The organism is Mesobacillus campisalis (assembly GCF_000986785.1).
Classification (GTDB): Bacteria; Bacillota; Bacilli; order Bacillales; family Cytobacillaceae; genus Mesobacillus_B; species Mesobacillus_B campisalis.
This window is the reverse complement of record NZ_LAYY01000014.1, coordinates 1-24,584: the sequence shown is the minus strand read 5'-3', so window position 1 is coordinate 24,584 and position 24,584 is coordinate 1. Positions and strand designations below refer to the sequence as shown.

Genomic DNA, 24,584 nt, shown 5'->3' with positions numbered 1-24,584 from the left:
GCTGCGGAGCCCTTTTTTTATAGTTGTTATAAACGTTTAGACCCGTCCATCTTTCTTGCATAGGATGTATGGTATAAAAGCCTCTTGGCTAAAGAGCAAGACACGGGATGGAGGCTTACAAATGACAAAGGTGGTTGAAATATGTCGAGAAAAAGAAAGGAAAAAACTGTGAAAAACGCGGTTGGTGAACTGGATTCAGAGCAACTTATCAATCTTGCTGGCGGTTTATTAAATAACACGAATTCGGCCAACCTGGATTCCATTATGAAATTGACATCATCCATGCTCAACAATGAGAAGCTTCTAAATTCTGTTGCAGGACTTTCTCTTGAAAAGCAGAACGAGGATGTTTCTGATTCACAGAGTGCTGTATTAAAGAAATTAGGAAAAGAACTCAATATTGGGCATCTCTTGTTCAATCGCTGGAAGAGCATGGTCGGAGGCGTTATGCAGCTTAATTCAAATAAGGCAGAGCTGGCCGCTATCGCCAAGCAGCTCGAGAAAATCCAAAACACTCTGGAAGAAATCAAAGAGCAGAGGGATGACAGTCACTCTGGTTAAAAGTATAGATGTAACAAATTGGAGAAGCATCGTGGGAGATTGACTCATATGCTTCTATTTTTTTGGGTGAGGCACGAGAACCGTCCCCATGCATTACATGCAAAAATGCCGATTATTTGATACACTAGTAAAGTTGTGTCTGAAAAGGCCGGAATATGTTTGGATAGCAAGGAAGGATTAACATGAGCAATCTATTAACTGAAAAAGATCAAAAAAGAGTGATAGAAGCGTTGACCAAGTGGAAGGATGATGTACAGGATAAAGCCGAAGCGAAAAGGTGGAAAGCAATTAAGCATCCAATCACGCTTGCTGAAGCCCTAAACCGCCTGACAAAAGCGGATTTGGATAAACTTCGCAAGGAGCTTGACCTTCAGGGAGTCAGTTCCCTAAAAAAAGGGGAACTCGTTTTGGTTCTCCAGGATGAGATTATGGCGGGGCTAGAAGAGATGTGCAAAAAGCTCGACAAAGAGCGCTTCAGCCTCCTGGGAGAGCTGGTCCGGAATAATGGCTTGATCGAGGCTCCATCTCTGGAAGACTATCAATATCAATATTTCAACGATAGCAGCATCGCCATGACAGGAACACTGAAGGGCAAGAAGGTACTTGTGATGCCGCAGGAAATCGTGGACAGGATCGCGGCGCTTCAAGATGAGGGCATCGAGGCTGTAATTGACCGGAATACAGAATATATCCATTTGACCAAAGGGCTATTATTCTATTATGGAACCCTGACGTATCCAGCTTTGAAAGAATTGCTGGATAAGCATCTAAATGCAATTGTGCCAGGCTCGGACTATTTGCCGGTCATGATTCATGCGGCTTCCTACTACAGGGAATTCGTCCTTGAAGACCGCTATATTTCCAGTACAAGAGTGCGAGACCCGGAGAAAGTCCTCCTTGAACACGAGGTACGGAGCAATGTTCCTTACAACGCGTTTACAAGAAGCCAGCTGCTAAAAGCGGCGGAACCCGGTTATGTCGAGCGCAGCCAGAGTTACACTACTTTAGTTTACTATTTACATACCGAGTTCGAAATGACAAAAGAAGAGGCGGACAGCATCGTCTCCAAGTGTGCGTTCATCGCCAAGTCTAGCGAAGGCATGAATGAAGTAATGGAATTTTTGGAAAGTGTACTGGAAGTTGACAGTATGGAAACCTTTCAGGAGCTGGCAGACCGTGTTGTCACCCTGGTGAACAACACAAGGAAGTGGGACTTGAAAGGATACGCCCCGCTCGAATTGCGGGAAAAAAGAACGGAAAAACCCTCCAGCATCCAATCCGGGAAAAAAACCGGCCGCAACGAACCATGCCACTGCGGCAGCGGGAAAAAATATAAAAAATGCTGCGGCCGATGATGCAGGGGTTCTGCTGCTTCATGATTGGGAGCCGCCCAACTCCAAAACTGGGCCGCATTTAACCGGGGAAGCTTCCCTTATGTAAGCCGTACCTCTCTTTAACCTACAATGCGGCAATCCTGCTGCATTAACTCATTCCATTATGGAGAGTTTTCCTTTATAATACGGTTAGTTGGAATAGGGAAGGAGAGGGCGGAATGGACCACATTGACCGGAAGATATTGGACCTGCTCATGCAAAACGGCCGGGCATCTTATGTGGATATTGCCAAGGATCTTGGTTTATCCCGAGTTGCCGTCCGTGAGCGGGTAAACAAGCTGATGGACGAAGGCGTAATCGAACAGTTTACCGTCGTCATCAACAGCAGCAAGGTTGGAAAGGAAGTTTCAGCTTTCTTCAATATCGATTGTGATCCCGGCTCCCTCGTTAAGGTGGCAGAGGCTCTTGCGGAAAATCCCAATGTCGCCAGCTGTTATCAAATGACGGGCCCATCCACGCTGCACACCCATGTCCTCGTCGACAATTTTCAGGCTTTGGAGCGCTTCATTAATGAGGAACTGTACGCGCTTGAAGGGATTACGCGTGTTGATAGCCAAATCCTCCTGAGAAGATTTAAAAGCAGGCGCGGGTTAAAACTATAATGTGAATAAAAAACTCATCCATGCCGGGTGAGTTTTTTTGCTTTCCGAAATGTCTGGATGGCGATTTAGTAATTTGGCAACCAAATAATTTATAAATAATCAAGTTTGTTGACATTTCGAACGTAAAATTGAAGTATTAATTTCGATAAGGATAAAAATCAAAGAGTTTAATGTAAAAATGTTCAATTATATAGATTTATTGGTCTATATATTTTATAATCGATTTTATAATATTTAAAACATTTCGTAATTATATCCCGGAGAAATATTAACAATTGTTCAAATGAACTGCTAAACTCGGTATTGCAAAAAGGAGGAGTACCTATGGATTACCTGCAACATCCCTTTCCATCAAAACGCCATACGGTTTTCGCAAAAAAAGGCATGGTGGCAACTTCACAGCCATTGGCGGCTCAGGCGGGGCTGGAAATCATGCAGCAAGGCGGAAATGCAATTGATGCCGCGATTGCAACCGCAGCGGTGTTGACGGTAGTTGAGCCTACGTCTAACGGAATCGGCGGCGACGCATTTGCCCTGGTCTGGGCAAAGGATCAGCTGCATGGCTTGAATGCTTCTGGTCCGGCACCAGAATCGATTTCGGTTGAAGCAGTAAAAAATATGGGGCATGAAAAAATGCCCGTTCATGGAGTGGTGCCCGTTACCGTTCCGGGTGTTCCTGCAGCATGGGCAGCTCTGGCAAGGAAGTTTGGCCGTCTGCCGTTGGCACAAACCCTAAAACCAGCCATCCGCTATGCGGAAGAAGGCTATCCGTTAACACCAATATTAGGTAATTATTGGAAAATGACCTACAATAATTTCAAGCAAGATTTCACTTCCGAAGAATTTGAATCCTGGTTCGAAACCTTTGCGCCGGACGGAAGAGCACCGGAAATCGGTGAAGTATGGAAATCGCCAGGCCATGCATTTACCTTAAAAGCGATTGCTGAAACCGATGCGCGTTCTTTCTATGAAGGCGAGCTGGCGGACAGAATCGATGATTTTATGAAAAAGCATAACGGCTTCTTATCAAAGAGCGATTTAAGCAAATACGAGCCGCAATGGGTGAACCCGATTTCCACCAACTACAGGGGCTATGATGTGTGGGAAATTCCGCCAAACGGCCAGGGAATGGTCGCCTTGATGGCGTTGAACATTTTTGAAAAGCTATCGCTTCCTGCATGGCAGAATGCGGAAACGCTTCACCAGCAGATTGAATCGATGAAGCTTGCGTTTACAGATGGCCAGGCGTTTATTACTGAGCCGGAAGAAATGCCAGTATCAACGGAAGAACTGCTTTCAGAGGAGTATGCTCAAATGCGCAGCAAGGTGATCGCCGATGCAGCAATGGATCCGCAGCCATATGAACTGCCTAAAGGCGGCACCGTTTACCTCGCGGCGGCGGATGAAGAAGGAAATATGATTTCCTATATTCAAAGCAATTACATGGGCTTTGGTTCAGGCATCGTCATTCCCGGAACAGGAGTCTCCCTTCAAAACCGGGGAGCCGATTTCTCGCTGGATGAAAAGCACCCGAATGTGTTGAAGCCAGGCAAAAGGACGTATCATACAATCATTCCGGGATTTTTAACCAAGGATGGAAAGCCGGTCGGGCCGTTCGGGGTCATGGGCGGATACATGCAGCCGCAAGGCCATTTCCAGGTAGTGACGAATACGGTTGACTACCTGCTGAATCCACAGGCGGCACTGGATATGCCAAGATGGCAGTGGGTAAAAGGGAAAAGCGTTCATGTTGAACCTGAGTTTCCTAACTATCTCATCCAAAGCCTGGCAAGAAAAGGCCATGAAATACATGTGACTCCAGATGGAGGAAGCTTTGGGCGTGGGCAGATCATCTGGAGAAACCCTGAAACCGGAGTACTGCAAGGCGGCACCGAATCACGGACAGATGGAGCTATTGCAGCTTGGTAACGCCGGCAGCCAAGGAAAAACCGGGGATGGATCCGGCTCCGAAACCACGCCTGGTATGGAGAACTCAGTGGCTTATTTTCCTGGCCTTTTTCCGGGTCGGAATCCTGGGATTTGGCGGCGGCCCTTCTTCGATCCCGCTTGTCCATCAGGAAACCGTCAAGAACTATAAATGGATGGATGAAGAGCAGTTTGCCGACACACTGGCGATTGCCAATACGATGCCGGGCCCGATTGCGACCAAAATGGCCGGGTATATCGGCTACCGCGTCGGCGGGGTGATCGGCTGCCTTAATGGACTGTTCGCAACGGTCATGCCGACCGCGTTGATGATGATTTTCCTGCTCCAGCTGCTGCAGCAATACAAAGACATTCCATGGGTACAGCATATGTCCGCGTCCGTCGTGCCGGTGGTGGCGGTCATGCTGGCAACGATGACATGGGACTTTGTCAAAAAATCGGGCGAGACCCTTGGCTGGGTAAAAGGGGTTTGGCTTATTCTGGCCTCTCTTCTGGTAACAGAGGTTTTCAATATTCACCCAGCCATCGTCATTTTGGTTCTTATTCTTTATGTGCTGCTGCCGTTTGGGAAAGGGAAGGTGTCCTAGCATGATTTACTGGCAAATATTCTTGGCTTTCTTTATTCCAGGCATCCTTGGATATGGAGGGGGGCCTGCTTCGATACCCCTGATTGAAAACGAAGTGGTCGGCAACTATGAATGGATGTCGACCCAGGAATTCAGTGAAGTGCTGGCGGCGGGGAATGCACTGCCAGGTCCAATTGCCACCAAAATGGCGGCATACATCGGCTATGCAGAGGGCGGGGTCCTCGGCGCCCTGGTGGGGTTGTTCGCCTCGGTTGCTCCATCGATTATCTTGATGCTGATTTTGATGGCTTTCCTGCTTAAGCATAAAGATAAGCCGCAGGTAAAAGGAATATCAAGCATAGTTCGGCCGGTCATCGCCGTCCTGCTCGGGGTCATGACCTTTCAATTCGCCCAGGATGCGGTCTTCAGTCTTGGAGCGGTTTATACGATTCTGATGTTGGCCGGAAGCTACCTGGCACTCGAGAAGCTAAAATGGCACCCGGCGCTGGTGATTGTGCTAGCCCTTTTGGTTGGCGGGACGACAGGTTATTTTAATATTGAATGAGGATCATTCCAGTTTGGTGAGCGAAGCGTAAATGTTCCAGGACATTTGCGCTTTTTCTTTGGTTTAGTTGTGTGCGGAGGTAGGAGCCAGACCATAGAAAGTGCCGGCGGCAAATAGAGCGGTGAGATCGGAAAATAAAAGCGGGAAATTGGCAAATAAAAACGCGAAACCCGACAATAGGAGTGTCAAACCGGACAATAGAAAATGGTTGGGCAAATAGAAGTGGGAAAACGGCAAATAAAAGCGGGAAACCCGACAATAGGAGTGTCAAACTGGACAACTGAAAATGGTGCGGCAAATAGAAGTGGGAAAACGGCAAATAAAATCGCGAAACCCGACAATAGGCGTGTCAAATCGGACAATAGAATAACACTCTGGCAAATAAAAATAGGAAACTGGCAAATAAAGAGCGAGTATCGGCGAATGAACTTGGCAAATTGGAAAATAAAACTGCAAAATTGGAAAATAAACTAGGGTAATCGACAAATAATCCAGGGCATCGAGCCATCCAACGAACGAGGACAACCCTGATGCAAAGCTTCCAAATAAAATAAGAGCCGCCATGCAGCCTGGCAGCTCATTTTTTATACTATTCTTCTCCCGCTTTTTCCAAGAGCATAATAGATGCCATGCTGAAGGGTCTGCAGGCATTCATATTTTTTCAAGTCGATCAAGGTTTGGGAAATGATCAACGCTAGTTCAGCTGATATGCCCACCAAAATGACTTCGGTTCCAAGGAGCCTGGCTGCGGAACCCAATTTGTCAATCAGGGCAGCGGTATGCTGGGAGATTTCCTTGTTAAGTCCCGTTAGATCGAGCAAGAGGTAATTTGCTTGATGCTTTGGAAGCTGATTGAGCGTATTAGTGATCAGGTCTTCGGCTCTTTCTTCATCATAGCTGCCAATCATCGGGACAACGATGATCCCTTCCAGGACCGGTATAATTGGAGATGAAAGCTCTTTTACCAACTTTTGCAGCATCTTGGTTTTTTCCTCGACAACTTGTTCCAGATCCCGGATATGCTGTGCTTCCTGCCTTCTGGAAAGCTCGTGGATATTTTGTTCAATGTCCATTTCCGAAGGGAAGTATTCGATTACACTATATGGATTGTCCTCGTCCTGATATTGAAGGACCTTGTACCAAAACGTCCTGCCAAACAGGCCGGTAAGGACCCCTGCGTAATGGGAGGGTACAAAAATACCCTTGTTTTTTTGGTTACTCAACGCATTCAGTTTGTATTCCCAGTCATCTTGGATCCTGAGCGTAAAGGAGCCTTTTTCTTTATCTATTTCAATGATTTCCGCTTTTCCCCAGCCTGCTGGAGCGTACGTGCTGGAAAGCCAGTCCACCACGTTGGAAGAATCAATATGTTTCATTTCCTTGAACCCTTCGCCGACAATTAATCCTTGACGAAAGCCAGTGGTTTCCAATACTAGATTGGTAGCCTCAAGGCCGGAAATATCCCGGATGGTATCAAAAAATGTCTTCATGGCAGAAATCCAAAAAAAGACGACATCTCCACCTTCGAACAGGACTTTTCCCGTGGTCAAATCCCATTTTAAATCGACCCCGCCGACCCTAATCTCTTTCAACATCTCCATCGCAGCACTTCCTCCAGGTAATTTATCTAATGTCTCATCTATTATACAATATTTTCAAAACCAGGGGACTGTTTCTAGTTATTCATAGTAGACTTTAAAGTTAAAAGTTTAACAAATATCTTGAAACGGAGATATTTGCGGAATAGATGACCCAATAGTGGGGTAGAGAGATATGAATGGTTCCAAATCTATTTGGAGCCCCAATTACCAAGGAGGTTGAAGACATGTCAAATGTAAATGTAGCAGTAATTTTCTACAGTATGGGTGGAACAAACTATCAGCTATCAAAATGGGCAGCGGAAGGAGCAAAAGAAGCGGGAGCAGAGGTCAAAATCTTCAAGGTGGAAGAACTGGCTCCTGAATCCGTGATTGAGGGCAATGATGCATGGAAGGCGACTGTCGAAGCAACAAAAGATGTACCGGTAGTTACTTCAGAAGATGTTGAATGGGCGGACGCACTGATCTTCAGCGTACCTACAAGGTTCGGAAACATGCCATCGCAAATGAAACAGTTCCTTGATACTCAGGGCGGACTATGGGCCAGCGGCAAGACTGTCAACAAAGTCGTCAGCGCGATGACTTCAGCCCAAAACCCGCACGGCGGCCAGGAAGCGACACTGCTGTCCTTGTATACATCGATGATGCACTGGGGAGCGATTATCGCGACACCGGGCTATACTGATCCAGTATTGTTCGGGGCAGGCGGCAACCCGTATGGCACAAGTGTAACGGTTGGCCAGGACGGAAAGATGATTGAAGACGTAGAGGGTGCTGTTAAGCATCAGGCAAAGCGCACCGTAACGGTTGCCGAATGGGTGAAAAAAGGAAATCAATAAAAAGGAAGCAGAAGAACCGTCCCTTTGCTTCCATAACATAGTGATAAAAAGCGTCCTCTCCGCATAGTATTTTTTACTATAGTGGATGGTATCGAGGGTGATAAAGGCCTTGCTTCGTTTGATAGTGAATTAAACGTTGCAGGGCCTTTTTTGCCCAAAGACAGGGGGGGATGAAATGGCCAGCAGGCTTTTTACCGAGAAAAAGGTTGGCGGGTCTGTTGCCGTTCTGTTCGGATTGTTGTCCTTGTATGAAGCAAGCAAGCTCTATTCCTACAGCCGGCATTTATTAACGGGCGACCATGCTCTTCCCGGCATGATCGGCCTGCTTCTGGTCCTGTTTGGCATCAGTTTGTATTTCGAGCGGGCGGAGGACGAGAGAAAAGTACAGTTTCCTTCTGGGAAAACCCGCATTACACTGCTTCTCACCATCTCACTCATTTTTCTATACTGCTATCTAATCTCCTGGTTAGGCTATACTGTCAGCACCCTGGCAGTGTCGATCGCGCTGGTAAAAATGATTGGCCAGTACCGTTGGCTGTTTTCCATCCTCTTCGGCATAATCATGACAGCTGTTCTTTATGCAATATTCATTGTCCTGCTGAAAACCCCGGTCCCCAGCGGAATTTTTGACATCTAGAAGGAGGGGAGCCATTGGAATCGATTGGATACTTGTTGAATGGACTCAGTGAAGTTTTGACTCCGTTCAATCTTCTGATTGTGGTGATCGGCTCGCTGCTGGGCACTCTGGTCGGAGTGCTCCCGGGCCTCGGACCCACATCGGCAATTGCCATCCTTTTACCGGTCACGACCGTCCTGGAACCAGCCCAAGGCTTGATCATGATGGCTGGAATTTATTACGGCTCGATGTATGGCGGTTCAACCACGGCCATTTTAATGAACATCCCGGGGGAATCTTCTTCCGTGCCGGCGACGATTGACGGCTATCCGCTCGCACAGGCAGGCCGTGCCGGGCCAGCTCTCGGCATCGCGGCAATAGGGTCTTTCATTGCGGGCATCATCGGATTGCTTGGCCTGGTCCTCTTTGCCCCCATCCTTGCCGATCAGGCATTGAAGTTCGGGCCGCCTGAATATTTTACGTTAATGCTGATTGCCTTACTCGTTCTGTTCAACTTAACAGGCTATTCGTTTAAAAAATCGTTCATCATGGGTTTGTTTGGTTTCCTGTTTGCCTTTGTCGGCATTGGCGCCACTTCGGGAATTCCGAGGTTTGATTATGGGTTCACGTCCCTTTTGGGCGGCTTCGAGATGGTGAGCATGATCATCGGCCTTTTCGCGATATCGGAGGTCCTCAAGGGGCTGGAGGAGAAGAGGCATGTGAAGGAGCGGATCAAAATAAAAGGCGTCTATCCCAATAAAGACGATCTGCGTGTCAGCTTCATGCCCATTATGAGAGGGAGCTTTCTAGGCTTTTTCCTTGGCATTCTTCCTGGGATATCGGCGACGATCACCTCGTTTTTATCATACGATCTGGAAAAGAAAGTCTCGAAGCATCCCGAGAAATTCGGGAAAGGGGCGATCGAAGGAGTGGCCGGTCCTGAATCCGCCAACAACGGCACCAGCTCCGGCGGGTTCATTCCCCTGCTATCACTGGGGATTCCAGCCTCCCCGCCGCTGGCTGTTTTGCTCGCGGCGCTGATGATTTATGGATTAACCCCGGGCCCTGTCCTGTTTGAACAAAACAGCCACATCGTCTGGCTCATTATCGCCAGCATGTTTGTCGGCAATGTCATCTTGCTCGTGCTGAATCTCCCGCTTGTAGGGTTATGGGCGAAGCTGACCGAAGTCCCGTTTGGCATCCTTGCGCCCATCATTTTACTGATCAGCATCCTCGGCGCCTATTCGGTGCGGAACAGCCTGTTTGATGTGGTTGTCGCCGCCGTCTTTGGTGTGCTCGGCTACTTGTTCCATAAATACAAATGGCCCATCATCCCGTTTGTGTTGTGTGTTGTTCTTGGCCCGAAAATCGAAAGCTCGTTTATTCAATCCATGGAAATGTCGTCGGGAAGCCTGGCCATTTTCATCCAACGGCCGATTTCCTTAACGATTCTGATTTTTGCAGTCATCTTTTTGGGTTTGTCCATTTTCCTGATGAAAAGGACAAAAAACAGAATTTTGCAAGAAACGGGAGAACAGGCAGAGTTTTCTTAAACAGGGAGGGACGATGATGAAAAAAGTACAATGGATGCTTTCAGTTTTGTTATTGTCGGCAATGGTTTTATCGGGATGCTCCACAGGTTCGAAGCAAGAAACAGCAGACGATTACCCGAAAAGGCAGATTGAGCTTGTAGTGCCATTCGCGGCAGGAGGCGGGGTGGACCTGTCTGCCCGCGCGGTTGCCGAGTATCTCAGCAAAGAGTGGGGAGAGTCGATTGTGGTGACCAACAAACCCGGGGGCGGGGGATTGATTGGGGCCCAATATGCGTTGAAAGAAGCAAAACCGGATGGGTATACGGTTCTTATGAACAATAATTCCTCCACCACGATGTATGAAGCAGGAAATTCCAACCCATCGATGACGAGCAAAGATCACATTCTGGCCGCCAAAGTAGCAGAAGGGGCCCTGGTGTATGCGGTCAAGGCCGATGCCCAGTGGAACAGCTTCAAAGAATTTACAGACTGGGTCAAAGCCAACCCTGAAAAGCTGACCTGGGCGAGTGTCGGTCCAGCAGGCTTCTCCTCGTTCGGGGTGGCGGAATGGCTGAAATCAACCGGGGTCGACTATAAGAAAACCTCCATGGTCTCATCCGAGGGTGCCTCAGATTCCGCAGCCAAAGTGGCCGGAGGGCATGTCATCCTTGCTGTCCATGCAGCGGGTGAACTCGCCCCGCTAGTGGAGGCAGGTAAAATCAAAGTTCTTGCCGTCCAATCGGAGGAAAGAAGTCCGCTCTTCCCTGACGTCCCTACTGTAGAAGAGGAAGGCTTTGAAGGGCTCACTGTCAAATGGTGGACCGGATTGTCCTTTGCCGTCGGCACTCCTGATGAAATCATTGAAAAATGGGAGCAGGCCGTTGAAAAAATGCAGCAAGACGAACAATTCCTTGAACAGATTGAAAAAATAAAACTGACCCCAGCCTACCTAAACTCGGAAGACTTCACCAAAGCAGTCAAAGCAGAAACCCAGCACTACACTCAACTCGCCGAAGAAACAGGAATCAGAAAATAGAGCAGGGGGACGGTTCTGGTGCTTCAAAACGCTCTGGTGGATAAACGAAAGAATCTTGTTCCCAAACCCTTTCTCATACGATAAAATCACTTTATGCGCCTTTGTTAGATAATTTAGATGAAAAGGGTAGTTGGTTTTTTGGAAATAAATATTAGTATTTTCAGATTAATCAATGATCTCGGGGAAGAATTACCAGCCGTTTGCGGAGCTGTCAAATGTGAATCAATTGGTTGAAAAGACCGTGGGGAATAAGGCGGGGGAATTTTCCCTCGTTTTTTATTTTTAATAACTTGCAATATATATGTACAGCAAGCGACATAAAAGCCGCTTGCTGGATGCCATGGCAAGTGCTATTTGTGGTTGCAAAAAGAACAAGTGACAAGTGTTTGCAGTTTCATATAATTAGAAATTAACCTGGCTGTTCGTCCTTCTTCACCAAGCTTGTCGACATGGCTTCTCAGGCAATCGATCAGCCTGCGGTCGCAGCGGCAGCGGGATTCAGAGCCGTTCAAGCACTCATCATGTGCTTTGCAGCAGGCGTCCACAGCATTTACCGGGCTGCCTGGACCACTGCAGCGCGGCCCGCAATACCTGTATCCCCGAATGCATAATCCTTTCATGCGCCTCTTGGGTAAATATCTTTTTTTCACGTTCTTCCCCCCCTTTTAAAATGAGATACTTATATATATGAAAAAGAATGCAAGAGGCTTGTTCAATAACCTATGAATGATCACAGAGTCTTACTATAATTGGTAAGATATGATGGAATATCAATGGAGGTTAGGCAATGAAAACATGGACGAAATCAATCGAAATCAATGCCCCAATTGAACAGATCTGGACGCTTTTAAACGGCTCTCTGGAGCAGATGCAGCAAATCATGCCGAATGTCGTTGAAAACAGGCCTGTAAAAATAACGGAAGGAAAGGTGGGAAGCATTTACCGCCAAAAATACAAGGAAGGTAAACGCTTGGAAGAGTATGATGTGGAAACACTGGAGTATTTGGCTGAGCCTGAACACAAAATGCTAAAAGTAGGTTTCACACTCGCACACATGTTTGAGATAACTGCTTTATATGAATTACATAAATTGAACGAGGAGAAGACGTCCTTTCAATACACAGTGACCAATAAGCCGTTAAAATGGTTCTTGAAATTGTTTTTAGTGTTTGCTTCCGATAAAGTGGTCGTTGAGTTTTTGGAGCGGGTGAAGAAGGTGGCTGAGGGGGGGAAGCAGCAGGGTATGAATTGAACTGGATGGATTCGGCAATTCCAGGGGGTAGGATTCAGGAGAAGCACGGTTTTCGTGCTTCTTTTTTTAATACAGGGATGCCGCGGCATTAAGCGGGGCTTATGCCAGTAAACAAAAACACTGCTTCCGCAAGCTGAATAAATTTCAGCTAATGGAAACAGTGTTTCTTTTTAGACGATTGCAGCCTGTCTTTGCTGCCGTACTGAGCGTCCTTTTCCGTGCGGGACACACACGGGCGTGCCAAAGATCGGGTCGCAGGAAATATTACATTTCATATTGAAAACGTCCTGCACCAATTCACAGGTGATGATGTCTTCTGGTCTGCCTTGTGCGTAGATCTTTTTATCTTTTACGGCCACCATATGGTGTGCGTACCGGCTGGCAAGGTTTAGGTCGTGAAGCACCATGACGACGGTATGGCCTTTTTGCTCGTTCAGGTCAAACAATAAATCGAGGATTTCGATTTGATGCGTCATATCCAAATAGGTGGTAGGCTCATCCAGCAAAATGATATCGGTCTGCTGGGCGAGTGTCAGGGCAATCCAGGCGCGCTGCCGCTGTCCGCCTGACAAGGAGTCCACCGCACGGTCCTGCAGGTGCTGGATGTTGGTTGATTCAAGCGCCTGTTGAACGGCATTTTCATCTTCCTTTGACCACTGCTTCATCATCGAGCGGTATGGATGGCGCCCTTGCTTCACAAGCTCATATACCGTCAATCCTTCAGGCGTAACGGGGCTTTGCGGCAGGATGGCCAGCTTTTTGGCGATGTCCTTCGTTTTCATCCTGGCAATTTCTTCGCCATTTAAAAGCACATTTCCGCTTTTTGGCTTCAGCAAACGCGCCAAGGAACGCAGCAGGGTGGACTTCCCGCAGCCATTGCCCCCGATGAGAACCGTTATCTCGCCTTTGGGAATTTCTATATCCAAATTATCAATGATAATGGTGTCACCATAGCTCAATGTTAGATCCTTTGCAGACAATGAATGCATTGGAGTCTCTCCTTTCGTTGTGCGCGAGCGGAATACTTCAAGTAAGCACGAAAATTTATAACTTTATTGTAGAGGGAATTACCGATACAGTCAATGATAATCGTTTTCATTTAAAGAAATAGACACATTTACAACATGGAATATAAAAAAACTGTCCATCACAGACAGGTGATGGACAGTTCTTAAAAAGAATTTTATTTTCCGACGGCGTTTAAAACATCCTCAATCGTCTTCTGGGAAGCAATTAGCCCTTTGTTTGTCCAATTGCTTGGGTCATTGATGATATGGACGTTTCCGTTTTTAGCTGCCGGTGTGCTTTGCCATACGGCGCTGTCTTCAAGCGTCTGGATTCCTTGTTCGCCCTCGAGAGCCAAAAGGAAAACATGGTCGGCGTCAAGCTCGGAAAGCTTCTCGACCGAAATTGGGTTCCATGATGCCGCATCTGCTGCACCCAGTTCCTGGACTAGCGCCGGCTGCTTGACTCCAAGCTCGGAGTACAGAACTTCCGCACTGTGGCGATCTTGTTCAAACAAGTAGAACTGATTTCCCGCTGCCCAAATAACAGCTGCTGTTTCATCGCCAAGGGCTTCCTCCAATTGGCTCCGTGCTTCTTCTACCTTGGCTTCGTAGTCGCTCAAAAGCTTTTTCGCTTCTTCCTCTTTGCCAAGAATGGTTCCGAAGGTTTCAATCTGCTTGCGCCAGTCTTTGACGGTTTCTTCTGTCATCAAATAAGTAGGGGCAATTTTATTATAATCTTCAAAAGAACCTTCGTAACTGTCCATATTATTTTGTAAAATAATAAGGTCGGGCTCATGGCTCAATGCTTGCTCAACCGGAACATTCCATTCGATTGGAGGAACATCCTTTAAGTCTTCTTCCAAGTAGTTCTGTACGCTTTGTCCAATGGCCCACTTGGCTACAGGGGTAACGCCCAGTGCCACAAGCGCATCCTCATGGTAGGGAGCAAGAATCTTTTCGGCATTGGCAGGAATGGTCACTTCTCCCATCGCTGAATCCAGGGTCACTTCCTTGTTCCCGGTTCCTTCTTCGTTTTCCGTTTCAGGGGAGGAATCATTGTTTCCGCAGGCAGCGATAATAAGCACCAATAACCCGATGATTATAGTGGGAAAAAGTCGGCGAAAATTCACATTCATTTTCATATGCTAATCTCCTTTATGTTATAATTTCCATGTTAATGATAATCATTTTCAATTATCCAGTCAATTATATTCTAAATTATTTATTGACAGTTTAAAGAACTTATGTGAACAGGAGAGAAAGATGCGGTCCTTCATACATCATTCCAATACGACTAAAATCATTATCAATATGTTAACTTTGATCGCCTTGATCTTTTCAGTGGGCCTTTCTGTATCATACGGGACGACCAACATTGACTTTAAAACGGTTTGGCAGGCGGTATTCCAATTTGACCCGGAAGTGACTTCGCATCATGTGATTCAGGAATTGCGTCTGCCGCGGGCAGTGTCCGCCGCTTTTGTCGGCGCTTTCCTGGCGGTGTCTGGTGCGATCATGCAAGGAATGACGCGGAATCCGCTGGCTTCTCCTTCGATTATGGGAGTGACCGATGGAGCGGCGTTTGCGCTTGTGCTGATGATGGCGTTTGTTCCTGGTGTCACGGGCGCAGGCATGATCGGTTCTTCATTTATTGGAGCTGGATTGGCTGTGGCCCTTGTGTTCATGGTGGGATCGCTCTCAGCCAGCGGCCTGACGCCTGTAAAATTGGCTCTGGCAGGGGTGGCGATCGGAACGATGCTGCGGTCGATTTCTTCTATAATATCCCTCCACTTTAATTTGGAAAAAGAAATGGGATTCTGGCTGGCGGGGGGCCTGGATGGAACCAGCTGGAACTCTGTACAGATATTGGTAATTGCGGGCGGAATCGGCCTGCTTGTCGCCCTCTCGATAGCAAAATCGATCACCGTGCTTAGTCTGGGTGAAGACATTGCCACAGGGCTGGGGCAGAATAACATGCTGATCAAAGTGCTTGGAATTGTTTCCATCCTTATCCTGACAGGCGCGGCGGTTGCGGTCGCCGGTGCTGTCGGCTTTGTCGGACTCATTGTTCCCCATATTGCAAGGTTTATTATCGGGACGGATTACCGGTGGATCATCCCGACGTCCATTCTGTTTGGAGCGCTGCTGCTGGTTTTATCCGATCTGGTGTCAAGGCTTGTCAATGCTCCCTTTGAAACACCGGTGGGAGCGATCACCTCCCTAATTGGAGTTCCTTTCTTTCTTTATTTAGCGCGCGGCAGCGGAGGTGGCAAATCATGAATCAGCTTGAAGTGAAAAAAAAGAAAAAATTGTTTTTCGTAAGCGTCCTGTTACTGGCTTTGATTGTCGTGATGTTTTTTATCAGCTTAAGCTCAGGTGTTATCCAAATTGCACCTGGGGATGTTGTCAAAACGCTTCTGAACCAGGGAACAGCGCGGCAAGAGCTTGTTTTGTTTGATTTCCGCCTTCCGGGAATTGTGCTGGCGCTTCTGATTGGGGCAGGATTGGCCGTATCCGGCGTCATCCTGCAGGGAATCACGCAAAATGAACTGGCCGATCCGGGAATATTGGGCATCAACACAGGTGCCGGCCTGGCGGTTGTTCTGTTTCTTTACTTTTTTAAAAATCAGCTGGATCCTGCAAGCTCTCTTTCCGTGTTTATGATGCCATTTGCGGCCCTGATGGGAGCGGTGGCCGCTGCGCTCATCATATATGCCTTGGCGTGGAAGCAGGGGGTGAACCCGATCAGGCTCGTGCTTGTCGGGATTGGAGTGAACGCCGGATTCGCGGCGTTTCTGACCATCTTCCAGTTGAAAATGGATCCGCAGGATTTCCGGCAGGCAACCGTCTGGCTGACAGGGGATATCTGGAACGCCAACTGGAGCTTCGTCCTGGCTTTATTGCCGTGGATGCTGATCTTAATTCCCTACGCTATGTCCAAGGCACGTTCCTTGAATGTCATGAACCTTGGGGATGAAGTGGCCTCAGGATTGGGCACAAGTGTGGAGGGAGAAAGGCGGCTCCTGCTGTTCGTTGCCGTTGCCTTGGCAGGTGCGTCCGTCGCAGCGGGCGGAGGCATTGCCTTTTTGGGGCTGGTCATCCCGCATATCGCCAGAAAGATAATGGGGCCGCTGCATCAATACATCATTCCGGTATCCGTGCTGCTGGGGGCTTTGCTGCTGATGGTGTCGGATGCGATAGGCAAGACCTTGCTTGCGCCCACCCAGATTCCGGTTGGGATTATTGTATCGATATTAAGTGCGCCCTATTTTGTTTATTTGCTCATAAAAACCAAGTAGAAACTGAGAGGAACACGTGTGATGAAATTTCAATATATTGTAGACCAGGTACCCGATTATCAAAGCTTTCTGACGGTAGAGGAGCTGGATGAAAGCAGCAGAAAACTGGCTGAGGAGTTTCCCGGCGTGGTATCACTGTTTGAGGCAGGCACCTCCCGGAATGGCCATCCGATTTTGGCGATGAAAATCGGGGATGGGCCGAAGAAGGCGCTTTGCTTTGCCTGCCCGCATCCTAATGAACCGATTGGAGCGATGACACTGGAGTACTTTTCCCATGCCTTGGCGGAAAACGATGAGCTGCGTGAAGAACTGGGCTTCACCTGGTATATGATCAAATGCATCGACCCGGATGGTGTGCGCCTTAATGAAAACTGGTTCAAGGGACCGTTCAATATTTATAACTACACAAGAAACTACTTTCGGCCAATCGGATACGAACAGGTGGAATGGACATTTCCGGTCGATCACAAGGAATTGCATTTTCATGAGCCGCTTCCGGAAACGCGAGCCTTAATGAGTTTAATGGAAGAAATAAAACCAGATTTTGTGTATTCGCTTCACAATGCCGGGTTTGGCGGGGCCTATTGGTATATCTCCCGCGACTTGCCTGAATTGTATGAGGATCTGAGGAATTCCGCGGTAAGGCAGGAAATTCCACTGAACCTGGGAGAGCCGGAGGAGCCGTTTATCACCAAGTTTTCTCCTGCGATTTTTAAAACGATGAGCATAGGCCAGGCGTATGATTTCATCGAACAGTTTACCGGTGAAACGCCAATGATCAACAATGGCACATCCAGTTCGGATTATGCCTCCAGGGTATCGACGGATTGCGTGACGCTGCTGACAGAGCTTCCTTATTTTTTTGATTCCCGCATTGAGGACATGAGCGAGAGTGATATGACCAGGAAAGAGGCTATTTTGCAGAGCGTGGAAATGTCCCAGGCACATTTTGGCCTTCTTGATAAGCTGCTGGGAGAAGTTCGTTCCTTTATTACGGACGGAAATCCGTTTGTCAAGCTGGTGGATGAAGTGGTCCAGAATGTCCTTGGCGGCAGCGAAGCGAAAATCAGCTGGGCGGAAAGCACACTTGAGTTCGAACAGCCCGCAAAGGTGGCGGAGGTGTTTGACAATCTTTATGCAGCCAAGTTTTACAATGGGCTGTACCTTGGGTTAACGGTCCGGGCCTGCGAATATGAATTGGAACGGCTTCAGGGAAGTGGGAACAGGGACGAGGGGGCCATCCTTGTGGTGAAAGAGGCCCATGAAAAAGGCCAGCAATTTTTAAAGGAATACTGTGAAGCCCTCGAAAACGAGCTGAATTACCATTTCATCCCGATTCAAAAGCTCGTAAAGGTACAGGTAGAAAGTGGACTGGTTGTAGCAGCCAAGCATGGGGGCGGTTCTCGTGCCTCATTTTAGGGGCTGGATAGTGCAAGGATAAGGGATTTGATTACATAGAACGGCCTGCAAAGTTTGCAGGCCGTTTTTCATTTCCTGCGTTATCAAGTTTAACACTCATAATTCTTGCTTTGATGGAAAAACATAGATACAAAGGTTTGATAATACTTGAGATAAATAATATAACAAGTGCTTCACGAAGGGGGTGGAAGATTTATGATGAAATTTTTATTTCCTTTATTATTAGTCATTGTACTAGGGATACTCTCTTATGTGTTAATAAAGTCGCCTAATAAGCAACCAAGCCAACTCAATCAGCCTCACCAACTTTCCTCTAGGCCTGTCGTTATGATTATTGTTGACTCAATCATGGATGAAGCGTTACAGTCCAGTATTCAAAAGGGGAAGGCGCCTGCCTTTCAATTTTTAATGAATAATGGGAGATATTATCCAAGGATGGTCAGCAGCTTTCCAACCATGTCCGTTGTCATCGACAGTACTTTATTGACGGGGACATATGCAGATCAACATAAAATTCCTGCGCTTGTCTGGTTCGATGCTCATGAAAAACGTTTTATAAGTTATGGGAGCGCTCAACAGGAAATCATGAAAGTAGGCGTAAAACAAGTTTTGCAGGAAAGTTTGTTTCATTTAAATCACAACCATTTAAGCTCTAATGTTCAAACCCTCCATGAGGAAATAAAAGGGCCATCCGCCTCCATTAATACACTTGTCTACCGCGGCAATCATAACAAGCCGTTAAATGTGCCGAGACTGTTAAGCTTACTGGGCTTCATTGAAAAAGATGCAGCCATAAAAGGTCCTAATTATTTTTCCTACGGTTTATTGTCGAAAATTGACTCTAAAAATAAACACACCAAACTGTGGGAAGGCTTCGGCTTTAATGACAAGTTTGCTGCACAAGAACTGAAATACTTAATCCAGCAGAATCGGCTTCCGTCGTATTCTTTAGTGTATTTTTCAGATAACGATAAATTGGTACATAAAAAGGGGGTGGATGTAACGAAAGGAATCGAAGACGCAGACAAACAGCTGCAGGAAGTCTTGAATTCCTATCCTGCATGGGAAGATGCCTTGAAGGATGCCGTATGGATCGTCATGGGAGATAGCGGCCAAACAGGGATAAAAGATAATAAAGAACAAGCTTTGATTGATTTAAGAAAGGTGCTGAAGGATTACCGTATTCATAGGATCAGCGGACCTGTAAAGAATGAAGACCAAATAGTGCTTGGACTGAACGAACGGATGTCGTTTATTTATCTTTTAAATCAGCAAATAAAGCTAGAGGATGTTGCCAAGATGCTTTCGAATGAACAGCGGATTGGCTATATCGCTTGGAGAGAACGAGATAGAGTAAAAGTCATATCGGGAGATTCCAATGGCTGTCTATCATTTAAGCCAGTTGGTGACTTTACCGATCCGTATGGGCATACTTGGTCCATAGAAGGAAATGTTAATATATTGGGATTGGTGATAGATAAAAATAATCAAGTAACATTCACCGAATATCCGGATGGACTTGCCAGGTTATACAGCTCCTTTTATTCCCATTCAGGAAACTACCTTGTCGTTGATGCTAAACCAGGATATGAATTTGTGGGAGAAGGGTCACCTACGCATGTTGGCGGGGCTGCCCATGGATCCCTCCATAAGCAGGATTCGTTTTTCCCCATGATTGTAGCAGGCACAGAACTGGAACCTCAACATGAAAGAATGATTGATTTAAAAGAATGGATTATGAGGATATTGGAAAATAAGGGTTGATTCAGTTTTAAAAAAACAAAAGCCAGATTTTGCTGGCTTTTGCTTTTTTTATTTATTTGTTCCGGGAATTTCACAGCCCTCGGGCCCGCACTGCAGACCTTTTTGCTGCGCTTCCCGCTCTTTTTCTTCTCTTAGGATTTGCTGCTGCCACTCCACATCGATGGTCGGCGAGAATTTCTCGGGGTGGCGGATATACCAGCGCTGCTTACGGATTAAGAAATTATCGGGATCGAGCAGCAAAGCTTCGTCCAGTTCTTTTAATGCTGCTTCTTTGTCGCCCCTTTTGGAATATTCCATTCCCAGCTTGAACTTTGTTTGCGCAAGCTGAAGCTCCAAGCTGCTAGGTGCATTAGAGGGATTGTAATACTGGTCTTCCAGTTCGACTTTTTCCACTTCACCGCGGATCAGCTTTTTAACAGCGTCAACATGGTCTTGGTTAGTCACGTGGAAACCTTGCTTCAGCAGGCGGATGGTTCCTTCCCTATCAATAAAAATGCCATTCGGCACAATTTTGAACCCAAATAAATTAGCCAGGTTATTTTCTGCGTCTACAACAGTTGTGAAAGATTTATCAGCCGTATAGGGCAATACGACTTCAGGCCCCTGAAGGTCAACAGATACCGATAAAAGCTCAAAGTCTTCATTTTTAAATTCTTCATAAAATTGCTGCCAGCCTGGCAGCTGTTCCCGGCACCGTCACCAGGAAGACCACATAAACAGAAGCGTATTCTTGCCGCGGAAATCATGAATGGAAACAGGCATTCCATCTAGTCCGGTAAGCTCAACATTCTTCATCTTTTCTAATAACAATCCCATCCCGCCTTTCGCTTTCAATCTCACTTTTCAGTTTACTAACGATGGACAGAGAACTCAAATATTTAATTCTTGGTTAAGGTATGTAAAGGATAGAAGATAAACTGATTTTGATTGCCGGCATCCTATAAAAATTTTCTTGTGCTCCATCCTGCCTTGGGCATACAATTATAATGGAAGTGGAAAAATCCGGGTGAGTTTTACCTGCGCAGTTTTTAACGAATCGATCGAGGTGCGGCCTATGAAAACCATTCAATATCCGTGTATCAAGCTTAAAGAGAGTATTGATCAGGAAGATTATGCAATGATCCGCCAGCTTCAGGAACGCTGCATCCAGGAGGACGAGACCGCGCTAAAGCTTGAGCTGGACTATAAGCTTGGTGCTGGCCGTGACGGAGCGGGCGGTATAAAAGAAGTAAATGAATTTATGTATTTTGATGGGCAAGCTCTAATTGGCTATATTGGCATTTGCCGTTTTGGCGGTCCGTGGGAAGTCAACGGAATGGTTCATCCAGATTATCGAAGACAGGGTGTCTTTAAGAAATTAAGCGAGCTGGTCCTCGAAGAATGGAAACGGCGAAATTCAGACAGCATGCTTCTATTGTGCGACCGTGAAGCGGAGGCTGGGCAAAGGTTCATCGCAAAAAAACAGGCGCTATATGCTCATTCTGAATATGAAATGTTTTTAAGGCAGGATGCTTTTCCCCAATCACAAAACGAGACCGCGGGTATTACTTTTAGAAAAGCCGCCAACGCAGATGCAAAGGAAATTGCCCGACAAAACGCTATCTATTTCAATGGCAGCAGATCAGATGCAAATGAGGAAGCGGAAATCCATGTTCTGCCCGAAGAAGAGGAAAAGCGCGGGATGCCTTGCTATCTAGCTGAAAAAGATGGAGAAATAGTGGGGAAAGTAAATCTGCAGATGACTTCCCAGTTGGGTGCCATTTTTGGGCTGGGTGTTGTCCCGGAGCACCGGCGCAATGGGTATGGAAGAGCCATCCTGCTAATGGCGATCCAAAAGCTGAAAGAAGCAGGGGCAAAGAATGTCATGCTGCAGGTAGCCGCTGAAAATGCGAATGCCCTGAACCTGTACAAATCATGCGGTTTTGAAACCACATCGACGATGGACTATTACCAAATTCAATAATATAGGAAGAAAAGCAAGGAGGCGACTTCTTGCTTTTTTATATTTGGTATTCCATTTTTCTCCATTGCCTAATACGATAAAGGTAGAAGTAAAAGAAGAGCGGAATATATATGTGAAAAGGGGATAGGGCCTTGGAGAAAAGAATAGAAGTATTCACGCATAATGGTCTGGATATGGAGTATTCGATTATTGGGAAGGGCGAGCCAATATTGGTTTTGCATGGAGGGCATTCCAACTGTTTGGAGGAATTTGGTTATCAGGCATTAATGGAGAGAGGTTACCTCATTATTACTCCATCAAGGCCCGGATATGGGGGAACTTCCAGGGAGATCGGTGTTAGTCTTGCTAGCGCAAGCGAGTATTATGCGGCATTGCTCTCCCACTTACATATTAGCAAAGTGCATATCATAGCCATGTCTGCTGGAGGTCCAAGCGGCATTTATTTTGCTGCTGCCTGTCCAGAGCTTGCCGCCAGCTTGACACTTCAGTCAGCTGTAACGAAAGAATGGCTTAGGCCGGGTGACAGGGAATACAAAGCAGCGAGAATCCTTTTCAGGCCGGGAATAGAAAAGTATACCTGGAAAATGATATCAACCATGAACAACCTTTTTCCTAATTTCGTTTTCAAACAGATGTTTCCATCCTTTAGCACTCTGACATACGCAGACGGAAAGGCGGGAATTGTGGAGGGAGACATCGAAGAAGTAAGGAAGATGAACAACCGCCAACGGTCAGGCGAAGGATTCTTCATTGACATGAAACAAGTAAACGAGATTAACGTAGAAAAGTTGCAGGCAGTCAATTGCCCTGCGTTGATTATGCATAGCAAGAATGATGGTTCTGTACCGGTCGAGCATGCGTGCCATGCTTTTGAACATATTGAATCATCGGAGCTTTGTTTGCTGGATTCCTGGGGTCACCTGATTTGGATCGGGAAAAACACAGTTGAGGTGAATGATCAACTAGTTGGTTTTCTCAAGGGAGTACAAATGAACAGGGGATATTATAGAAAGGAGGAAGCTAAAATATGAATTTTAATCTGAATGAGGCCATCGAGCTTTTGGAGAGGACGCCAAAAACGTTGGAACTCTTTTTATCGGGCTTATCCGGGAACTGGCTGGGGTGCAATGAAGGGGAAGGAACCTGGAATGCTTCAGAAGTGGTTGACCATCTGATTGAAGCGGACAAAAACAATTGGATGCCGAGATTGGATTGCATCCTCCAGGAAAGGGAAAGCAGAGCTTTTCCGCCATTTGACCGGTTTGCTCACTTGAAGAACCCCGACCGGCCTATTGAAGAAAAACTGGAGGAATTCAAAGCCATCAGGCAGAACACGGTAGGCCGATTAATAAACCTGGCTGAGTCTGGGCTGGATTTTGAAGCGACTGGCATCCATCCCGAGTTTGGGACCGTAAAGGCAAGGGAACTTATTTCTACGTGGGTGGTCCATGATATGACGCATATAAACCAGATTGTGAGGGTGATGGCTAAAAGATATAGAAGCGATGTCGGTCCATGGTCGGAGTATTTGGGGATATTAAAATGAGTATGGGTGCTTGAGGGACGGTTCTTCTCCCGCTGGGAGGGAACCTTCTCTATGTGAAAATTTACCATTGTTTTCATGCGATGAGTGGTGATATAGTTATTTAGCTGCTTAGCGATCCTGGTTAAAACGAATGTCTTTTAAAAAAAGTATTGACGGGGAACTCGAAAGAAGCTATTATTAAAAAGTTGCTCCGAAATGATGCGAATTACTTATATAAAAAAGTGTTGACATCATGTTCGGTTAGTGATATTATATAAAAGTTGCTTCATTTGAAGTGACGCGCAAAAATTTGTTCCTTGAAAACTAAACAAACAAGCGTCAACAAACAATAATATCGTGTTTCTTCTATTATATAGAGATTCACGAGCCAACGTTTTATTTTATGAGCTAATCACTCACTTCTTATTGGAGAGTTTGATCCTGGCTCAGGACGAACGCTGGCGGCGTGCCTAATACATGCAAGTCGAGCGGACTTGAGGGAGCTTGCTCCCGATGGTCAGCGGCGGACGGGTGAGTAACACGTGGGCAACCTGCCTGTAAGACTGGGATAACTCCGGGAAACCGGGGCTAATACCGGATAATTCATTCCCTCACATGAGGGAATACTGAAAGACGGCTCCGGCTGTCACTTACAGATGGGCCCGCGGCGCATTAGCTAGTTGGTGAGGTAACGGCTCACCAAGGCCACGATGCGTAGCCGACCTGAGAGGGTGATCGGCCACACTGGGACTGAGACACGGCCCAGACTCCTACGGGAGGCAGCAGTAGGGAATCTTCCGCAATGGACGAAAGTCTGACGGAGCAACGCCGCGTGAGCGAAGAAGGCCTTCGGGTCGTAAAGCTCTGTTGTCAGGGAAGAACAAGTGCCGGAGTAACTGCCGGCACCTTGACGGTACCTGACCAGAAAGCCACGGCTAACTACGTGCCAGCAGCCGCGGTAATACGTAGGTGGCAAGCGTTGTCCGGAATTATTGGGCGTAAAGCGCGCGCAGGCGGTCCTTTAAGTCTGATGTGAAAGCCCACGGCTCAACCGTGGAGGGTCATTGGAAACTGGGGGACTTGAGTGCAGAAGAGGAGA

General features: G+C 46.8%; 23 protein-coding genes and 1 rRNA gene. 19 read left to right on the top strand and 5 right to left on the bottom strand.

Annotated features, from left to right (window positions below):
* The first annotated feature begins 141 nt into the window (after positions 1 to 141).
* The 6 genes from WQ57_RS13415 to WQ57_RS13390 all read left to right on the top strand — a co-directional run bounded on the left by WQ57_RS13415 (position 142) and on the right by WQ57_RS13390 (position 5,635).
* Entirely contained in the window at positions 142 to 561 is a 420-nt protein-coding gene (locus tag WQ57_RS13415) for a hypothetical protein (protein ID WP_046524292.1), read from the top strand.
* Between the two features lie 182 nt (positions 562 to 743).
* A complete protein-coding gene (locus tag WQ57_RS13410) occupies positions 744 to 1,916 on the top strand; it encodes an SEC-C metal-binding domain-containing protein (protein WP_046524291.1) in 1,173 nt (390 codons plus the stop codon).
* Between the two features lie 197 nt (positions 1,917 to 2,113).
* Complete coding sequence (locus tag WQ57_RS13405; RefSeq protein ID WP_046524290.1) at positions 2,114 to 2,557, top strand: Lrp/AsnC family transcriptional regulator; 444 nt, start codon at positions 2,114 to 2,116, stop codon at positions 2,555 to 2,557.
* Between the two features lie 324 nt (positions 2,558 to 2,881).
* A complete protein-coding gene (locus tag WQ57_RS13400; RefSeq protein WP_046524289.1) occupies positions 2,882 to 4,486 on the top strand; it encodes a gamma-glutamyltransferase family protein in 1,605 nt (534 codons plus the stop codon).
* Positions 4,487 to 4,512: 26 nt separating this feature from the next.
* Positions 4,513 to 5,091 carry a chromate transporter gene (locus WQ57_RS13395; protein ID WP_046524380.1) on the top strand — a complete coding sequence of 193 codons (579 nt, stop codon included), beginning with the start codon at positions 4,513 to 4,515 and terminating at the stop codon, positions 5,089 to 5,091.
* A gap of 1 nt (position 5,092) precedes the next feature.
* Positions 5,093 to 5,635 (top strand): chromate transporter, encoded by a 543-nt coding sequence (locus WQ57_RS13390; RefSeq protein ID WP_046524288.1) that lies wholly within the window; start codon positions 5,093 to 5,095, stop codon positions 5,633 to 5,635.
* A gap of 584 nt (positions 5,636 to 6,219) precedes the next feature.
* On the opposite strand, the gene WQ57_RS13380 is transcribed toward WQ57_RS13390, so the two are convergent.
* A complete protein-coding gene (locus tag WQ57_RS13380; protein WP_046524286.1) occupies positions 6,220 to 7,236 on the bottom strand; it encodes an STAS domain-containing protein in 1,017 nt (338 codons plus the stop codon).
* Positions 7,237 to 7,460: 224 nt separating this feature from the next.
* Between WQ57_RS13380 and wrbA the strand changes: the two genes are divergently transcribed.
* The 4 genes from wrbA to WQ57_RS13360 all read left to right on the top strand — a co-directional run bounded on the left by wrbA (position 7,461) and on the right by WQ57_RS13360 (position 11,256).
* Complete coding sequence (gene wrbA, locus WQ57_RS13375; protein ID WP_046524285.1) at positions 7,461 to 8,072, top strand: NAD(P)H:quinone oxidoreductase; 612 nt, start codon at positions 7,461 to 7,463, stop codon at positions 8,070 to 8,072.
* 175 nt (positions 8,073 to 8,247) lie between these two features.
* Positions 8,248 to 8,709, top strand: a complete 462-nt coding sequence (locus WQ57_RS13370) for a tripartite tricarboxylate transporter TctB family protein (RefSeq protein WP_046524284.1) — start codon at positions 8,248 to 8,250, stop codon at positions 8,707 to 8,709.
* Between the two features lie 14 nt (positions 8,710 to 8,723).
* Positions 8,724 to 10,241, top strand: a complete 1,518-nt coding sequence (locus WQ57_RS13365; protein WP_046524283.1) for a tripartite tricarboxylate transporter permease — start codon at positions 8,724 to 8,726, stop codon at positions 10,239 to 10,241.
* 13 nt (positions 10,242 to 10,254) lie between these two features.
* Positions 10,255 to 11,256, top strand: coding sequence for a tripartite tricarboxylate transporter substrate binding protein (locus WQ57_RS13360; protein WP_046524282.1), 1,002 nt, complete (start codon positions 10,255 to 10,257; stop codon positions 11,254 to 11,256).
* Between the two features lie 350 nt (positions 11,257 to 11,606).
* Here the strand turns inward: WQ57_RS13360 and WQ57_RS13355 are convergent, their stop codons facing one another.
* Positions 11,607 to 11,906: a hypothetical protein gene (locus WQ57_RS13355; RefSeq protein WP_241481540.1), complete on the bottom strand. Its 300-nt coding sequence runs from the start codon at positions 11,904 to 11,906 to the stop codon at positions 11,607 to 11,609.
* Between the two features lie 137 nt (positions 11,907 to 12,043).
* Here WQ57_RS13355 and WQ57_RS13350 point away from each other — a divergent pair, with 137 nt between their 5' ends.
* Complete coding sequence (locus WQ57_RS13350) at positions 12,044 to 12,508, top strand: SRPBCC family protein (protein WP_046524281.1); 465 nt, start codon at positions 12,044 to 12,046, stop codon at positions 12,506 to 12,508.
* A gap of 170 nt (positions 12,509 to 12,678) precedes the next feature.
* Here WQ57_RS13350 and WQ57_RS13345 read toward each other — a convergent pair whose 3' ends face one another.
* Positions 12,679 to 13,497 carry an ABC transporter ATP-binding protein gene (locus WQ57_RS13345; RefSeq protein WP_046524280.1) on the bottom strand — a complete coding sequence of 273 codons (819 nt, stop codon included), beginning with the start codon at positions 13,495 to 13,497 and terminating at the stop codon, positions 12,679 to 12,681.
* Positions 13,498 to 13,691: 194 nt separating this feature from the next.
* Positions 13,692 to 14,657, bottom strand: a complete 966-nt coding sequence (locus tag WQ57_RS13340; protein ID WP_046524279.1) for an iron-hydroxamate ABC transporter substrate-binding protein — start codon at positions 14,655 to 14,657, stop codon at positions 13,692 to 13,694.
* A gap of 121 nt (positions 14,658 to 14,778) precedes the next feature.
* On the opposite strand from WQ57_RS13340, the gene WQ57_RS13335 reads away from it, so the two are divergent.
* The 4 genes from WQ57_RS13335 (at position 14,779) to WQ57_RS13320 (ending at position 19,997) form a co-directional block, all read left to right on the top strand.
* A complete protein-coding gene (locus tag WQ57_RS13335) occupies positions 14,779 to 15,795 on the top strand; it encodes a FecCD family ABC transporter permease (RefSeq protein ID WP_046524278.1) in 1,017 nt (338 codons plus the stop codon).
* Positions 15,792 to 16,814 (top strand): FecCD family ABC transporter permease, encoded by a 1,023-nt coding sequence (locus WQ57_RS13330; protein ID WP_046524277.1) that lies wholly within the window; start codon positions 15,792 to 15,794, stop codon positions 16,812 to 16,814. The genes WQ57_RS13335 and WQ57_RS13330 overlap by 4 nt, the downstream gene beginning before the upstream one ends.
* 21 nt (positions 16,815 to 16,835) lie before the next feature.
* Positions 16,836 to 18,233 (top strand): M14 family zinc carboxypeptidase, encoded by a 1,398-nt coding sequence (locus tag WQ57_RS13325; RefSeq protein ID WP_046524276.1) that lies wholly within the window; start codon positions 16,836 to 16,838, stop codon positions 18,231 to 18,233.
* Positions 18,234 to 18,428: 195 nt separating this feature from the next.
* A complete protein-coding gene (locus WQ57_RS13320; RefSeq protein WP_084820273.1) occupies positions 18,429 to 19,997 on the top strand; it encodes an alkaline phosphatase family protein in 1,569 nt (522 codons plus the stop codon).
* Positions 19,998 to 20,045: 48 nt separating this feature from the next.
* Here WQ57_RS13320 and WQ57_RS13315 read toward each other — a convergent pair whose 3' ends face one another.
* Positions 20,046 to 20,678: a redoxin domain-containing protein gene (locus WQ57_RS13315; protein ID WP_046524275.1), complete on the bottom strand. Its 633-nt coding sequence runs from the start codon at positions 20,676 to 20,678 to the stop codon at positions 20,046 to 20,048.
* Positions 20,679 to 21,051: 373 nt separating this feature from the next.
* On the opposite strand from WQ57_RS13315, the gene WQ57_RS13310 reads away from it, so the two are divergent.
* The 4 genes from WQ57_RS13310 to WQ57_RS13295 all read left to right on the top strand — a co-directional run.
* Positions 21,052 to 21,960 (top strand): GNAT family N-acetyltransferase, encoded by a 909-nt coding sequence (locus WQ57_RS13310; protein ID WP_046524274.1) that lies wholly within the window; start codon positions 21,052 to 21,054, stop codon positions 21,958 to 21,960.
* Between the two features lie 131 nt (positions 21,961 to 22,091).
* A complete protein-coding gene (locus WQ57_RS13305) occupies positions 22,092 to 22,991 on the top strand; it encodes an alpha/beta fold hydrolase (RefSeq protein WP_046524273.1) in 900 nt (299 codons plus the stop codon).
* Complete coding sequence (locus tag WQ57_RS13300; protein ID WP_046524272.1) at positions 22,988 to 23,506, top strand: DinB family protein; 519 nt, start codon at positions 22,988 to 22,990, stop codon at positions 23,504 to 23,506. Before WQ57_RS13305 ends, WQ57_RS13300 begins: the two co-directional genes overlap by 4 nt.
* Positions 23,507 to 23,908: 402 nt before the next feature.
* Positions 23,909 to 24,584, top strand: a 16S ribosomal RNA gene (locus tag WQ57_RS13295); the annotation flags it as partial.

Coding starts and splice junctions, on each gene's coding strand:
- WQ57_RS13405 (WP_046524290.1), top strand. CDS start 2,114: ATGGACCACATTGACCGGAAGATATTGGACCTGCTCATGCAAAACGGC.
- WQ57_RS13310 (WP_046524274.1), top strand. CDS start 21,052: ATGAAAACCATTCAATATCCGTGTATCAAGCTTAAAGAGAGTATTGAT.
- WQ57_RS13325 (WP_046524276.1), top strand. CDS start 16,836: ATGAAATTTCAATATATTGTAGACCAGGTACCCGATTATCAAAGCTTT.
- WQ57_RS13320 (WP_084820273.1), top strand. CDS start 18,429: ATGATGAAATTTTTATTTCCTTTATTATTAGTCATTGTACTAGGGATA.
- WQ57_RS13340 (WP_046524279.1), bottom strand. CDS start 14,657: ATGAAAATGAATGTGAATTTTCGCCGACTTTTTCCCACTATAATCATC.
- WQ57_RS13330 (WP_046524277.1), top strand. CDS start 15,792: ATGAATCAGCTTGAAGTGAAAAAAAAGAAAAAATTGTTTTTCGTAAGC.
- WQ57_RS13300 (WP_046524272.1), top strand. CDS start 22,988: ATGAATTTTAATCTGAATGAGGCCATCGAGCTTTTGGAGAGGACGCCA.
- wrbA (WP_046524285.1), top strand. CDS start 7,461: ATGTCAAATGTAAATGTAGCAGTAATTTTCTACAGTATGGGTGGAACA.
- WQ57_RS13380 (WP_046524286.1), bottom strand. CDS start 7,236: ATGGAGATGTTGAAAGAGATTAGGGTCGGCGGGGTCGATTTAAAATGG.
- WQ57_RS13415 (WP_046524292.1), top strand. CDS start 142: ATGTCGAGAAAAAGAAAGGAAAAAACTGTGAAAAACGCGGTTGGTGAA.
- WQ57_RS13390 (WP_046524288.1), top strand. CDS start 5,093: ATGATTTACTGGCAAATATTCTTGGCTTTCTTTATTCCAGGCATCCTT.
- WQ57_RS13350 (WP_046524281.1), top strand. CDS start 12,044: ATGAAAACATGGACGAAATCAATCGAAATCAATGCCCCAATTGAACAG.
- WQ57_RS13360 (WP_046524282.1), top strand. CDS start 10,255: ATGATGAAAAAAGTACAATGGATGCTTTCAGTTTTGTTATTGTCGGCA.
- WQ57_RS13345 (WP_046524280.1), bottom strand. CDS start 13,497: ATGCATTCATTGTCTGCAAAGGATCTAACATTGAGCTATGGTGACACC.
- WQ57_RS13395 (WP_046524380.1), top strand. CDS start 4,513: ATGGATCCGGCTCCGAAACCACGCCTGGTATGGAGAACTCAGTGGCTT.
- WQ57_RS13335 (WP_046524278.1), top strand. CDS start 14,779: ATGCGGTCCTTCATACATCATTCCAATACGACTAAAATCATTATCAAT.
- WQ57_RS13410 (WP_046524291.1), top strand. CDS start 744: ATGAGCAATCTATTAACTGAAAAAGATCAAAAAAGAGTGATAGAAGCG.
- WQ57_RS13370 (WP_046524284.1), top strand. CDS start 8,248: ATGGCCAGCAGGCTTTTTACCGAGAAAAAGGTTGGCGGGTCTGTTGCC.
- WQ57_RS13400 (WP_046524289.1), top strand. CDS start 2,882: ATGGATTACCTGCAACATCCCTTTCCATCAAAACGCCATACGGTTTTC.